Raw genomic sequence first — 13,380 nt, 5'->3', positions numbered from 1 at the left:
CGGGGCATCTGTCGCACCCGCCCCCTGTGGAAATCGGGGACGAGTCTGGCCATCACTGGAATATAGGCATTCCAGCGCCAAACACCAGTAATTGCGTCATTCCCCCTCAGCGTTGCTACATATTGTGCCTCAACCACGGCGAGACGCAAGCGGGAATTTTATGGTTAACGATTATTTGCTGTGAATGTGTCGGGGGCGTAACGGTTGCGACGCTACTTCCCCCGGCCGGCCTCAACTTGTGCGGCTAGGCGTCCGATACAAGCTGCCCGATGCACGTCTGAGGCGGCAAGCTTATCCAAGTTAGCCCAGATGCGCTTCGCTTCCGCGTGATCGAAGCGCCAATAATTATGTCGGTCGGTGAACGAGATGCCGAGGGCCGCCCAGCCGGACGTCGTGCCTTGCACGGCATTTGGAAATTTCGTTGTCGCGACAAGCCGGTAAACATCGTCGCACCCATGCGGTTCGACGTCCACGCGATCGAAACGAATTTCCCCGGGGCCGCTTGCCGACGGCCTGAATTCCGCAATAGTTCCGTAATTGGAATGGTCGGTGGTCGAGCCGATGTTGAGTTCTGTGACGAACAAGCGTTGCCGCGCTTCGCCGCAGCTCCGTCTTAGGCAGCCCACATCGAAATATTCCGACTGCACGGAATGGCGGGTATTTTGCGTGTGAGCCGAGATCCAAAAGCCGGCGATCTGACGGGCGATTCTAGGCTCTCCGCGTGTGGTGAACAGGTCGGCAAGGTTCCAATCGAGGCTGGACAGTTTGCCGAACGGGCCCGCCTTTTTCGTGAGACTGGGGAGATCGTAGTGCGTGAGGGCGACCCGCATCGGCACATCGTTCGCTGTCGTTTGCTTGAACCAGCCCATTTGCGACGGGACCCCGTTATCGTCCGCACCGACCGACACTCCGCCCCAAATTCCAAGTTGTTCGAAGCCCCGGATTCGCGCGCGAAATGTGTTTGCCCAATCCGCGGTATCGAGCAGGAGAAACTGGATCGGCGTCGACCGGTGCCGGTGATCGACGGTCGCCGCTAGATAGCAGCCCCAAGTGCGATGTTCTGGCCGACCCCCTGTCCGGCAGCGCCGCTCGGTTTCGCCGGCAACGTAATTCGACCGGTAAACCCAGGCCTGGGTCAAAGTATCGTTCTGGCGGTTGAACTGGTCGGCGAGCGCAATGACTTCGGACTTATAAAGCAGGCGGTTGTCGCCGCCGTCCTGGTCGGCGCAAAAGGCTTGCCGTCGCGCGGGATCAGACGTGCTGCCGGCCCCGAGGAGATCATGATTGCCAAGGACAAAGTATACGGGAATGTTGGCAGCTCGGCGGAAATCATCAAGCTCCGCCAGCAGGCCTCTTTCATGGCGTGCAGGATATCCCGGCAGCCCCGCCGCCAACTCGTCAAGACACCCGTTGTTCGCGCCGTCCCCAAGGTAGAAAACCGCGCTGACCTTTCGCGATCGAAGAGTTTGCAGACTGGACCGCAAAAGCGCGCGCGAAGCCCAGTCCAATGCCGGTGGACGAATGCTCACCGGTATCGCCCAATCTTCAAGCCGACCGCGATAGCCGCGTACGAGCGCGAGGTTGCGTAAGGTCTGAAACTGCGAGTCCGCCACAAACCCGACGAGCACTCCGTCCGAGACGGGCTGCGCGGGCTGAACCAGACCGGAGAGGTTTCGCGGCGGAAGCGGCATGGGTGCAACGCAACCCGCCACCAAAAGTGCTGCGAAGGCGGTGAGGACGGCTTTGAACATCAAGCTACCTTTCGAGATCCACGCCGGGAATCGGGTCCTCCGCGAGATATTGTTCTTCGAGAAAGCGGGCGATCGCCTCCAGGAGCACCACGCGTGGAAACTCATTGCGCGTTGCGAAGAACTTGGAACGGAACGGCGCTTGCAGTGAGAACGGCAGGGTCAACGCCCAATGATCGGAGTTCGCGTAACCGAGTAGGGTGCTTCCGGGGAGCACGCTGTCGTGGAAGATGACGTTCCCATCATTGCGCGGGTCGATGCGCGACAGCTGCACATGCGGATTGCGGAGATAGGAGGAGATGTTGTCGCGCGTTGTGAAAGCGGGCAGCGAATAATATCGGAACTTCCCGGGAAGGGGATGCTGCTCCAGATAATTGAGGCGGTGCTTGCGGGTCAGGCTTGCGACGCCCCCACCGTCACCGGGCTGGCAAGATGGAAACGGGACCCACCAGAATTTCCGGTAAAGGCGCTCGCCGCCGTCCGCGATCGGCGTACCCGCAACGACACCGGTGACGGAAATGATCGATGAACCTGCGGGGATGACATCATCCGCACCTGCGCCGAGCAATTCGATAATATCGCTCATGCCCTTGGAATAGCCGATGAGCACCAGCTTCTCTGTCGGCCCAAGCTTGATCGTGCGAAGCTGCGCCCGAATCTGCTCGGCGTTGGCCTTGCTGCTCGAGCGGCCGTCGACGCGTAGAGGCTGCACCGTCCAACCCAACTTTGCGAGAGGTGCGATGGCATCCTCGAACGGCTTCGCCATTCCTTCCACGCACTCGCCGAACACCCCCGGAATTGTCAGTATCCGAAGGGCGACGCGCCCTCGGCCCAAGTAAACGGGATTTCCACCAGGCGAGGCTTCGCCTGCGAGCTTGTGCAAAGCTTGTGCGCAGGGGCGATCGTAAGGATGGCTAGCGCCGTGATCAGCCTGAACAGCGCAGTAGATTTCACGGAATCGCGCGCGTTGATCGTCGATGGCCGCGGCCGACGCGGGGGCCAAGATCAGTGGCGGCATGTCGAGAGAATAGGATTGGCTGGTACCGCCACATCCGCCGGCCGCCAGTGCGCTCAACGCCGCAGCGACAACCCACCCGGGCGCCAAACGCATTACCGCTATCTCCCCGCATCAACAGGCAGACCGAGCAATCGACAGATTATCCGCCATGGCGCACAAGTAAATAGCGGTTTAACGATCCCGGGCAGGGCCGACCGCACGGCAGCCCGATCAAAGCACGGCTGCGTCGAAAGCGGACTTACGCCGGCTCGTGCGCGAACTCCTTGAGCGTTTGTACATCGCCTTTCGCAAGCGCGGGCTTGAGGACGATCTTGGTGTATTCGTTCTGGTCGTCGTGCCAGTGCTTATACATGTCGGGCGCGTCCTCGATGCTGGCGTGGTGCGAGATGAGGAAGGTGGTGTCGAGCTTGTCCTCAACGATCATCTGAAGCAGCTTTTCGGAGTATTTCTGGACGTGCGTCTGGCCCTGCTTCACGCTCAGGCCCTTTTCCATCATCTGGCCGAGCGGGAATTTGTCCGCGAACCCGCCATAGACGCCGGGGATCGAAACGCGGCCGCCCTTGCGGCAGGCCATGATCGCCTGGCGCAGCGCATGCGGGCGCTCGGTGCCGAGGAAGGTGTGGGCCTTGGCGGTGTCGACAAGATTGTCGATGGCGATGCCGTGGCTTTCCATGCCGACGCAATCGATCACCGCGTCGGGGCCGATGCCGCCGGTCATCTCGGTCAGCGCATCGCGTACGTCGACCTCGCGATAATCGAGGATCTCCGCGCCCATCTGCTTGGCGAGCATCAGCCGCGCCGGATAATGGTCGATGGCGATTACGCGGTGCGCGCCCATGATCAGCGCCGACTGGATCGCGAACAGGCCGACCGGGCCGCAGCCCCAGACGGCGACGGTATCGCCCGGCTCGATCTCGGCATTTTCCGCCGCTTGCCAGCCGGTCGGCAGGATGTCCGACAGGAACAGCACCTTGTCGTCGTCGAGCCCGTCGGGGATGACGATCGGGCCGACATCGGAATAGGGCACGCGCAGATATTCGGCCTGCCCCCCGGCATAGCCGCCGGTGAGATGGGCGTAGCCGAACGCGCCGCCCATCGGATGGCCCATCATGATTTCGGACGCGTCGGCGGTTTCGGCGGGATTGCTGTTGTCGCACGCGCTGAACTGCTTCTTCGAACAGAAGAAGCAATTGCCGCAGCTGATGGTGAAGGGGATGACGACCTTCTGTCCCTTCTTGAGGCTGCTCTTCGCGCCGACTTCGACCACCTCGCCCATATTCTCATGGCCGAGGATGTCGCCGGCGCGCATGCCGGGGATGTAGCCGTCGTAGAGGTGAAGGTCGGACCCGCAGATCGCGGTCGAGGTGATCTTGATGATCGCGTCGCGCGGATTGACGATTTCGGGATCGGGGACGGTGTCGACGCGAACGTCGTGACGGCCGTGCCAGGTGACTGCGCGCATATATATTCTCCTAGATCCTGGCTTCGGTCGGGGTTTCTGACGGGCGGGCGGAGGGCGAGGCGTTGACCGTCACTTCGCCGGTTTCCATCAATTGTTTGAAACGCCGGAGATCACGCCGTGCCTGGATGCTCGGCTCGCGCTGGAGCAGCTTGGCGATGCCGCGGCCGATGGCACCGCCGGGCGGATCGTAGCTCATCATCAGGCGCACATAGGTGCCGCGTCCGGGCGGCGCGTCGGTAAGCTCGACGATGCCCGCCGTATCGACGTCGGATTCCTCTTCGCTTTCCCAGGCGATGCGCTCGCCGGGCACGTCCTCGACGATGCGGGTGACGAGCTCGACGTTTTTCCCGCCGGGGCCCTTGATGGTCCAGCGCGAACGCTTGTCGTCGAGCTTCTCGACGCGTTCGACATTGTCCATGAAGTCCGGGAAGCGGGTGAAGTCGCGCCAGGCGTCGTAGATTTCCCGGCGCGGGCGGCCGATGGTGACGGTGCGCCCGACCAGAGTGCCATCGCCCTCGACAGCGTCCCGCGACTTGCCGCGCAGCACATGGTCCGGGGCGTCGCTGATCGTCTCGCGGTCACCGTCGCCGCTCGCCTTATGCTTCCAGATGAAGGCCGCGCCGACGGCCGCGGCGGCGACTCCCGCGCCGATCAGCGCGCGCTGCTGGGATCGCTCATTGGGGGATTTGCTGGGCATTGGGGGCACTCCTGTCGCGCCCCTCAACCCAGGCTGCGCCCGGCAGTTCCTATTGTTGCGCCCCCAGAATTTCGGGCGGGCTAGACGCAGTCGACGCGGGTTAGCGGCGGCGGGGCGTTTGCGCGCAGGCTGATGCGCGGCGTCAGCGCGGCGAGGCGGCGGACGTAGGCGTCGGTGAAGACGGTCGCGCACTTGCGGCTGAGGTGCGATACGCCCGACGTCGAACTGTACGGCGGCGTGTCGGTTCGTTGCTGACCTGCGGCGGGCGCGCGCATGACGCCGCACCCGCCAACCGGTCCCGGATCAATCTTTCTTGTTGGCGCGCACGCAATCCGAATAGGAATCGTAGAACAGGTAGAACAGGGCAGGGTTGATCTCGAGGAATGCGTCGCAATCGTGCGACGGGAAGCCGTTCTCGTTGACGATCACGTAGCTGACGCATTCGCCGAGGTTGGCGCTCGGAAGACTGGGCAGGAGTGACCTGCAAAATTCAACAGCGCCGCTTTTGCCGGACTCCGGCGGGGCAGGAAGCGCCGGGGTGGCGAGCGTTCCGGCGACGAGCACGAACAATGCGGTGAAATGACGAGTCATGGCTACCTCCCTTCGATGCACAATGCGGCTTCCCAGACGGCAAGCGCGCAGGCGGGTGCGAAGCTGATCCCGGGTGTTGAAGGGGAAAATGGCGCGGCCCTGATTTATTCCTGATTTCGCAGGGTTGGGCGGACGCTTGGGCGCCTAGGCGGGCGCATGCTATATCGGTGCGGGGGAGGCGCGATGGACGCCTTGAGGATGAGTTCGAACGGTCGTGAAGCGCCGTTTCGCTTGGGGTGCGCCGAGATCGATCCGGCGTCACGTGAAGTCTCCTTCGGCGGCCGCCGAGAGCGCATCCAGGACAAGCCGTTGTGCGTGTTGCTGCTGCTTCATCGACGACTGGGGCAGGTCGTCACGCGCGATGACATTGTTGACCAATGCTGGGACGGCCGGATCGTCGGCGACGACGTCATCAACCGCGCGGTGTCGATCCTGCGCAAGCTGGCGGGGCGCGCGGGCGGCTTTCGCATCGAGACGATCCCTCGCGCTGGCTATCGACTGATCGAGGTCGACAGCGCGGCGGCGCCCGGCCGGGCGCGCCGGACATGGGGCATCATGGTCGCGGCGGCAATCCTGGCCGGCGTCGCGGTGGGCATGTTCGCGACGTCCCGTCGCCCAACCGCGTCAGCCGTGACGGTCAGCATCCTGCCAGTCACGTCGGCCGGCGGGCCGGATGCGCGCCACCTCGCTGATCGGCTCGGGGGCGTGCTGAGCACCGCCTTGACCGAGGCCGGCGTGCAGGTCGTCCCCGCAGGCCGCAGCCCGTGGACCGTGTCCGGCGCGGTAACGGGCGAAGCGGGCACGATGCGCGTCGATATGGCCGTGATCCTTAGGTCCGGGCGAAAAACCCTAATGACGCGAGTCTTTGAGAGTCCCCGATCGCGGGCCCAGAACCTGGACCTGCAAGTCGCCACGGCTTTTGCGGAAACCATGTCCGTCATGGGCCCTCTCCTCGCCCTCGATGGCCGAGACGCCGATCCCGTGATTGCGGCACGGATGTTCATGGCATTGGACGCCGCGCTTCAAGGAAATGCCCTGCGCGCATACGAGATCACCCTGCGCACGTCGCGCGAGCATCCGGACTCCATCTCCACGCAAATGGCGCTGGCGATCACGTCCGGCGCGACGCTCGAGTCCTTTTCCGTCCCGGAGCGTCGCGAGCATGTCCGGATCGCGCGCGAAATCCTTGAGCATCGGAAGCAATATGCGCCGCGGTTCCCCGATTACGGGCATGCCTGGTGCCTCCTTCGCCCGCGCTCGTGGCTGGCAGATTGCGAGCGCCAATTGCGCGCGACTCTCGACGATGAAGTTCCGGGAAATTCCTCCGCACAGCGATTGAGCGAATTGACCGCAGACGTCGGCCGGATTGAAGAGGCTGCAATGCTTGCCCGCGTGGCAGCGGCGCGGCACGCTCACTCGGCCGACGATATCGGCGTTCTCCTGCAGCTGCTCGAGACTGAAGGGCGGCATCGCGAAGCCGAAGCAGTTTTCGCGGACGCCGTTCGCAAATGGCCGAGCAGCTGGGCGCTGCGCTGGAACCGTATCGTCGGCTTGGCGGCCCGCGGCGACTTCGCGTCACTCGAGCGTTTCGCTGCCACCATCCCGCGAAGCGACTTCACCTTCGACGCGGAAGTTTTGCAATCGGTCCTGACTGCTTATCGCCGGGGCGACCGAGCCGGCATGATCCGCTTGTGCACGCAGGACAATCTTCGCGGATCGACGCGACAGCTGTGCATCGCCGCGCTCGCTGCGATCGGTGAACTCAACACCAGCTTTGCCATCGCCCGCGACCTGTATCCCAATCAGGTTGGGCGCACGCGCGCCGAGGATGAAGCGATGTGGCTCGAGCAGCCGGCCTATTTCACGGTGGCCTTATTGTCGGCCAATGCGGGCGCACCACTTCGCCGCGACCCGCGCTTCGTCCAGCTCGCCGAGCAGATCGGGCTGCTGCGTTATTGGCGCACGGGAAAGCTGCCCGATTTCTGCACCCGCGGACGGCCTGAGCCGGTGTGCGCAAAACTGAAGCCGGCGGGCTAGACGCAGTCGACGCGGGTTAGCGGCGGCGGGGCGTTTGCGCGCAACCTGATCCGCGGCGTCAACGCGGCGAGGCGGCGGACGTAGGCGTCGGTGAACACGGTCGCGCATTTCCGGTTGAGATGCGACCATTCGGGCAACGTCAGATTCTGCACATCGGGCGGCAGGTCGTCGGCGTGGACGCCGACGCTTTGCGTGTTGGCGATTAGGCGGTCCCAACCCTTGGCCCTGGGGACTTGGGCTTCTTCGTTGACGCGCAGCTCGGGCGCCGAGGGCGGGCGCACGAACACGACGTCGCCGCCGCGCGCGCGGATCGTTTCCACCGCCGCCTTGGCGCGCGCATGGCCCTTGGCCATCAGCTGCGGGGTGTAGGGGAATTTCTCTTTGAAGCCTTTCCACGCCCAGCGCGTGCGGGCGCGATATTCGGGATCATATTCGACGCGCGGCCACATCCACGTCGCGCGCTGCTCGCCCACCTGGCTGACCTTCCAGATGTCGTGCTTGGGCCCTTCGACGCCGGGGCGAAAATCGGGGTCGAGACGATGTGCTGCGACGCTTAGACGATGGTTGGAATCGAGGAACGCCAGCCGGCGCTGGAGCATATGGTCGATCTCGATCCCGATGCGGCCGGAGGGCGAGGTGAAGTCACCGCGGCGGCGGACATATTCGCCGTAGCCGTCGAACGGCTGGAAGAACATCGTGTCGGCCAGGCCGACGATCAGCAGTCCGCGGAAATTGGGGTTGCTCGCCGCATCCTCGAGCAGGGTCAAGGCGCTGGTGCCGTGGATCGCGAGCTGGACCGGACGGGTGCCGGTCAGTGCCTCGAACCGGTCGAGGTCGGTATCGAACAGAATGCGCGAGTCGCCGACGATGGCGACATCGGCGTTTTCCGAGCGAACTCGCTCCTTGACCCACGCGACTTCACTATTGTCGAGGTCGCCGGCCTCCAAGCCGAGGCGGCGGGCGTTGAGCTCGAGCGCGGTCACCCCGGCGACGAGCGCCACCGCGACCGCGGCGAGGATGCGGCCCCACGGCTGCTTTGGGACGTCGCGGGTCGGCACCGGTTGCGCCTGGCCCGGGCGGTCGGACGCGGTGAGGCGCAGGCCCGCGGGAAGCGCGCCTTCCTTGCGGACGATGCCCTTTGGCGGATCAGAACTGGAAGTAGATGAAGGCACTGCCTTTCCCCTGTTCCGCAACGACCGCGATGGCCATGATGGAAAGCAGCCCGCCGACGAGCCAGGCGGGCGTTCGCTCGACCGCAATCTCCAGCGTCTTGTCGCGCATCGCCCAATGGGTGGCGACGATCCCGCCGACGATGACCATCGCGTAGATCATCGGCAGAAGCGCGATCATCGGCACCGGGTTGGCGGCCATGCCGGCCATCGAGGTCAACATGGTCGAGGCCACGGTGAAGTCCTTGGCACGGAAGAACACCCAGGTGATGTTGACGAGAACATAAGTGAGGATGCCGAGCGCGAAGATCGACGCCGGGCCGGGCGTCCAGCCGCCGAACTTTCCGCGCAGCCAGCGTTCGACGCCGAGGTAGAGGCCGTGCAGCCCGCCCCATACGACGAAGGTCCACGCCGCGCCGTGCCACAGGCCGCCAAGCAGCATCGTCCCCATCAAGGCGGTGTAGGTGCGCACCGGGCCGTGGCGGTTGCCGCCGAGCGGGATGTACAAATAGTCGCGCAGCCAGCTCGACAGCGTGATGTGCCATCGTCGCCAGAAGTCGGAGAAGCCGACCGCGGCGTAGGGGAAGCGGAAATTGTCGGGCATGGCGAAACCAAGGCCCATGGCGACCCCGATCGCAGTGGTCGAATAGCCGGCGAAATCGCAGAAGATCTGCCCGCTGAAGGCGAGCGTTGCGACCCAGGCGTCGAGCATCATCGGCACGCCTTCGCGCGCGTCGTAAACCTTCTCCACCACCGGAGCGAGGAAGCCGTCGGCGAGCACCACCTTCTGGAACAGGCCGAGGATGATGAGCGCGAAGCCGAAGTAGAGCTGGTGCGCGGTGGCGCGGCGCGGTTCGGCGAATTGCGGCACGAGCTCGGTCGGGCGCATGATCGGCCCCGCGACGAGGTGCGGGAAGAAGGTCACGAACAAAGCGTAATCGAGGAAATGCTGCGCGGGCTTGGCGCGCTTCAGATAGACGTCGAGTGTGTAGGACAACGTCGCGAAGGTGTAGAAACTGATCCCGACGGGAAGCACGATGTCCCAGCTGGGTGGTTGGTAGGCAATCCCCATCGACGCCGCGAGAGCGGTGAAATTTTGCAGCAGGAACTCGCCATATTTGAAGTAAGCGAGCATGCCCAAATTGACGACCACGGAGATGATCATCCACGCGCGGCGCGTGCTGTCGCGCTTGGAGCGGACCATCCATTGCGCCGCCCACCAGTCGACCACCGTCGAAATCCACAGCAGGATGACGAACGGCGGATTCCACGCCGCGTAGAACAGATAGGACGCAACCAGCAGGTTGATCTTCTTCTGGTGCCAGCTGAACCACGGCGCATAATGCAGCGCGAGCACGACCGCGAAGAAGACCACGAAGGTCAGCGAATTGAAGATCATCGGCGCGTCCCCACGCGCGCCGCGACTGACAAGCGCATTCCAGCTCCCCCAAGCCGAACGCACACAGGCCGGCGGATGCGCCGACGCAGCGAAACCTAGCGTAACCCGCGCTCGGCGCAAGGCTACGGGCAAAATCCGGGGTTGAACTTTCGCGCGGGCAACGCATTTAAGGGATGCGGACCGGGCCCCTCTGGCGGCTGCCTCACAAGGCAATCGTGATGTCGGACCGCATCGGATGATCCGGTGCGTGGACGGCCCCTCTCCCTCCCCAACCACCGCCGGATCTCCGATCAAACCACGGTTTGAAGAGGAGACAGACGTGAATCCCCGATTGTATCGATTGACCGAAACGCTGCAGCGCATCGACCGCGCGCTCCGGCGCGAGGAGCGGCAGGCCCGCCCCGACGCCGCCACCTTGATCGGCCTGCGCCGGTTGAAGTCGCGCGCCAAGGCGCTGATCGGCCGCGCGCTGCGCCGCCCCGCGACCGCCTGACGCGCCGCCAACAGGGGACATCATCATGGAATTTCTGACGGCCGACTGGCTGGGCACGCCCGCCTGGTTCTGGCTTGCCTTCCTGGGCATCGTCGCGGCGCTAACCGCATTCGACCTCGGCTTCCTTCACAAGGAAGACCGCGAGATGGGCATCGGCGAAAGCCTGAAGCTGTCCGCATTCTACATCGGCATCGCGCTGGCGTTTGGCGGCTGGGTGTGGGCGGCCAAGGGGCCTGAGCCGGGGATGCAATATTTCACCGGCTTCTTCATCGAAAAGGCGCTGTCGATCGACAACGTGTTCGTCATCAGCCTGATCTTCACCTACTTCGCGATCCCGCCGAAATATCAGTATCGCGCGCTGCTTTGGGGAATCCTCGCGGTGATCGTTCTGCGCGGGCTTATGATCGCGGGCGGCGCGGCGCTGGTCGCCGAGGCTTATTGGGTGCTCTACATCTTCGCCGCGTTCCTGATCGCGACGGGCATCAAGATGTTCTTCGCCGGCGACACGCCGATGGACGTCGCCAACAACCCGGCGGTGAAATTCATTTCGCGGCACATGCGCGTGACCAAGGAATTGCACGCCCAGCATTTCTTCGTGAAAGTGCCCGACGAAAAGACAGGCAGGCTGGTGACCGCGGCGACGCCGCTGTTCCTGGCGCTGGTGGTCATCAACCTCGCCGACCTGGTGTTCGCGGTCGACAGCGTTCCGGCGATCTTCGCCATCACCACCGACACGTTCATCGTCTACACCAGCAACATCATGGCGATCCTGGGCTTGCGTGCGCTTTACTTCGCGCTCGCGGCGATGGTGCATCGCTTCCACTATCTGAAATATGCGCTGGCCGCGGTGCTGATATTCATCGGCGCGAAGATCTTCGTCGCCGACTTCCTGCTCGGCGGGGACAAGTTCCCGCCGGTGCTCAGCCTCGGCGTCACCTTCGCGCTGATCGCGGCGGGCATCGGCTATTCGCTGTGGAAGACGCGCGGTGCGGAGGAGGCGGACTGGCCAGCGGCGCGCGGCTAGGCGTGAGATAGGATCGCTTCGGGGGCGGGTTGCCTGGGTCCGATGGACAGCGGCCGCGCCATGGTGTCAGGTAGCGGCGGGGGTACGGGTATGCGTTTGATCATCTTCGCCGCGCTTGCATTGTCGGTCACCGGCCAGTCGTCGGCGCGGCCCGCCCCGACCACCGGAATCGATCCGATTTTCACCGCGCTCATTCGCAACGGTGCGCCCGGGTGCACAATTGGTGTCTCGAGCCGCGGCGTAGTGATCAGCCGCGCCTATGGCTTGGCGGAGCTCGAACATCGCGTGCCGATGACCGCGGACACGATCATCGAGGCGGGGTCGGTGTCGAAGCAGTTCACTGCCGCTGCGACCCTGTTGCTCGTCGTGGACGGAAAATTATCCTTGGATGACGACGTTCGCCGGCACATCCCCGAACTCCCCGATTATGGCCGGACGATCACCATCGATCATTTGCTCAACCACACCAGCGGCCTGCGCGATTGGGGCATGGTCGCGCAACTTGGGGGCTGGCCGCGGACGACGCGTGCCCACACGCAAACGGACGTGCTGGACATCATCCGCCGCCAGCGATCGCTCAACTATGTGCCGGGCGCAGAATATAGCTACACCAACAGCGGCTATAATCTGCTGACCGAGATTGTGCAGCGCGTCAGCGGCAAGAGCCTTGCGCAATTCACGCGCGAACGGCTGTTCGTGCCGCTGGGGATGACGCGCACCAGCTGGCGCGACGACTTCCGCCGGGTCGTGCCCGACCGCGCCGTGGCCTACGCCCGCACCGAGACGGGATTTGCGCAGGAAATGCCGTTCGAGGATGCGTATGGAAATGGCGGCCTGCTCACGACCGTCGGCGATCTGCTCACCTGGAATACGGCGCTGTCCGCCAATCGGCTCGGCAAGGAGATGACGGCGCGGCTGCAACAGCCGGCCACGCTGAATGATGGCACCCCGATCACTTATGCCCGCGGTCTGTTCGTCGAACGCTATCGCGGCGTTCGCGCGATCGTCCACAGCGGATCGACCGGCGCCTATCGCGCGTGGCTGGGCCGCTTTCCCGACCAGCAAATGTCGGTCGCGGTGCTGTGCAATCGGAGCGACGCGCCCGCCAGCCAATTTGCCAAGCGAGTCGCCGACCTGTTCCTGCCCGCGCAACCTGCCGCGTCCGCACCGTCGCCTTACGACGGGCCGAACCTGAGCGGCCTATTCGTCAATCAACGGACGGGCATGTCCACGCCGTTCGTGACGGCGTCTGGCGAAGTCACGTTCATGGGCACGCCGTTCGTCGCGTCCGGGCCGCAGCGGTTCCGTAGCGATGTTGGCGAAATCGTCTTTTTGGGTTCCGACCGGTTTCGCTGGAACGACCTTCAAGGGCAGTCGGTCGAATATCGCCGGATAGTTCCCGTCTCACCATCCGCAGTCCGGCTTGCGGAATATTCCGGGCGCTATGCCAGTGACGAGGCCGACGTCACCTACGTCGTCAGCCCTTACGGCCACGGGCTTGCGATACGGCTCGACCGGCGGCCGCACATCGTAACCCGGGTCAAGCCGACCTATGCCGACGCGTTCGAGTCCAACGACTTTGTGGCGCGATTCCGCCGGGACAGAGCAGGCAGGATCAGTGGCGTCGGCATCGGTACGTCGCGCGTCCGCGACCTGTTTTTTACCCGTATGCCCGACGGCCAACCAGCTGCTGCATCCAACGCCAGCGCCGTCCGTTGAGGCGGTGCAGGTTGGGAGAGGGT

General features: G+C 64.1%; 12 protein-coding genes. 4 read left to right on the top strand and 8 right to left on the bottom strand.

All coding sequences use genetic code 11. The features are described from left to right. Nucleotides 1–212 precede the first annotated feature (212 nt). The 6 genes from H9L13_RS12550 to H9L13_RS12525 all read right to left on the bottom strand — a co-directional run bounded on the left by H9L13_RS12550 (nt 213) and on the right by H9L13_RS12525 (nt 5,516). Entirely contained in the window at nt 213–1,751 is a 1,539-nt protein-coding gene (locus H9L13_RS12550; protein ID WP_187537989.1) for a hypothetical protein, read from the bottom strand. A gap of 4 nt (nt 1,752–1,755) precedes the next feature. Then, on the bottom strand, nt 1,756–2,859 hold the full coding sequence (locus tag H9L13_RS12545) for a hypothetical protein (RefSeq protein WP_187537988.1): 1,104 nt from the start codon (nt 2,857–2,859) through the stop codon (nt 1,756–1,758). Nucleotides 2,860–3,004: 145 nt separating this feature from the next. Continuing rightward, nucleotides 3,005–4,228: a zinc-dependent alcohol dehydrogenase gene (locus tag H9L13_RS12540; RefSeq protein ID WP_187537987.1), complete on the bottom strand. Its 1,224-nt coding sequence runs from the start codon at nt 4,226–4,228 to the stop codon at nt 3,005–3,007. A gap of 10 nt (nt 4,229–4,238) precedes the next feature. Then, nucleotides 4,239–4,925: an SRPBCC family protein gene (locus tag H9L13_RS12535; RefSeq protein WP_187537986.1), complete on the bottom strand. Its 687-nt coding sequence runs from the start codon at nt 4,923–4,925 to the stop codon at nt 4,239–4,241. An 80-nt stretch (nt 4,926–5,005) separates the two neighbouring features. Continuing rightward, nucleotides 5,006–5,200, bottom strand: a complete 195-nt coding sequence (locus tag H9L13_RS12530; RefSeq protein ID WP_187537985.1) for a hypothetical protein — start codon at nt 5,198–5,200, stop codon at nt 5,006–5,008. A 28-nt stretch (nt 5,201–5,228) separates the two neighbouring features. Beyond that, nucleotides 5,229–5,516: a hypothetical protein gene (locus H9L13_RS12525; protein WP_187537984.1), complete on the bottom strand. Its 288-nt coding sequence runs from the start codon at nt 5,514–5,516 to the stop codon at nt 5,229–5,231. A gap of 183 nt (nt 5,517–5,699) precedes the next feature. On the opposite strand from H9L13_RS12525, the gene H9L13_RS12520 reads away from it, so the two are divergent. Further along, the gene (locus H9L13_RS12520; protein WP_223176457.1) at nt 5,700–7,553 is read left to right on the top strand and encodes a winged helix-turn-helix domain-containing protein; all 1,854 of its coding nucleotides are present in this window, start codon (nt 5,700–5,702) and stop codon (nt 7,551–7,553) included. Here the strand turns inward: H9L13_RS12520 and H9L13_RS12515 are convergent. Both H9L13_RS12515 and H9L13_RS12510 read right to left on the bottom strand, forming a co-directional pair. Further along, entirely contained in the window at nt 7,550–8,725 is a 1,176-nt protein-coding gene (locus H9L13_RS12515; RefSeq protein ID WP_187537982.1) for a hypothetical protein, read from the bottom strand. The genes H9L13_RS12520 and H9L13_RS12515 overlap by 4 nt on opposite strands. After that, a complete protein-coding gene (locus H9L13_RS12510) occupies nt 8,700–10,121 on the bottom strand; it encodes an MBOAT family O-acyltransferase (RefSeq protein ID WP_187537981.1) in 1,422 nt (473 codons plus the stop codon). Before H9L13_RS12510 ends, H9L13_RS12515 begins: the two co-directional genes overlap by 26 nt. 319 nt (nt 10,122–10,440) lie before the next feature. Here H9L13_RS12510 and H9L13_RS12505 point away from each other — a divergent pair, with 319 nt between their 5' ends. From H9L13_RS12505 to H9L13_RS12495, 3 genes are all read left to right on the top strand, one after another. Then, nucleotides 10,441–10,614 (top strand): hypothetical protein, encoded by a 174-nt coding sequence (locus tag H9L13_RS12505; protein WP_187537980.1) that lies wholly within the window; start codon nt 10,441–10,443, stop codon nt 10,612–10,614. Between the two features lie 25 nt (nt 10,615–10,639). Beyond that, a complete protein-coding gene (locus tag H9L13_RS12500) occupies nt 10,640–11,638 on the top strand; it encodes a TerC family protein (protein ID WP_187537979.1) in 999 nt (332 codons plus the stop codon). Between the two features lie 90 nt (nt 11,639–11,728). Next, nucleotides 11,729–13,357, top strand: a complete 1,629-nt coding sequence (locus H9L13_RS12495) for a serine hydrolase domain-containing protein (RefSeq protein WP_187537978.1) — start codon at nt 11,729–11,731, stop codon at nt 13,355–13,357. Nucleotides 13,358–13,380: the final 23 nt, after the last annotated feature.

Origin of the sequence: Sphingomonas lutea (genome assembly GCF_014396785.1) — a bacterium.
Taxonomy (GTDB): domain Bacteria; phylum Pseudomonadota; class Alphaproteobacteria; order Sphingomonadales; family Sphingomonadaceae; genus Sphingomicrobium; species Sphingomicrobium luteum.
This window is presented reverse-complemented; position numbering and strand designations above follow the sequence as displayed.

Excerpts from the sequence above, each read along its gene's own strand:
- H9L13_RS12550 (WP_187537989.1), bottom strand. The coding sequence starts at position 1,751 with ATGTTCAAAGCCGTCCTCACCGCCTTCGCAGCACTTTTGGTGGCGGGT.
- H9L13_RS12545 (WP_187537988.1), bottom strand. The coding sequence starts at position 2,859 with ATGCGTTTGGCGCCCGGGTGGGTTGTCGCTGCGGCGTTGAGCGCACTG.
- H9L13_RS12540 (WP_187537987.1), bottom strand. The coding sequence starts at position 4,228 with ATGCGCGCAGTCACCTGGCACGGCCGTCACGACGTTCGCGTCGACACC.
- H9L13_RS12535 (WP_187537986.1), bottom strand. The coding sequence starts at position 4,925 with ATGCCCAGCAAATCCCCCAATGAGCGATCCCAGCAGCGCGCGCTGATC.
- H9L13_RS12530 (WP_187537985.1), bottom strand. The coding sequence starts at position 5,200 with ATGCGCGCGCCCGCCGCAGGTCAGCAACGAACCGACACGCCGCCGTAC.
- H9L13_RS12525 (WP_187537984.1), bottom strand. The coding sequence starts at position 5,516 with ATGACTCGTCATTTCACCGCATTGTTCGTGCTCGTCGCCGGAACGCTC.
- H9L13_RS12520 (WP_223176457.1), top strand. The coding sequence starts at position 5,700 with ATGGACGCCTTGAGGATGAGTTCGAACGGTCGTGAAGCGCCGTTTCGC.
- H9L13_RS12510 (WP_187537981.1), bottom strand. The coding sequence starts at position 10,121 with ATGATCTTCAATTCGCTGACCTTCGTGGTCTTCTTCGCGGTCGTGCTC.
- H9L13_RS12500 (WP_187537979.1), top strand. The coding sequence starts at position 10,640 with ATGGAATTTCTGACGGCCGACTGGCTGGGCACGCCCGCCTGGTTCTGG.
- H9L13_RS12495 (WP_187537978.1), top strand. The coding sequence starts at position 11,729 with ATGCGTTTGATCATCTTCGCCGCGCTTGCATTGTCGGTCACCGGCCAG.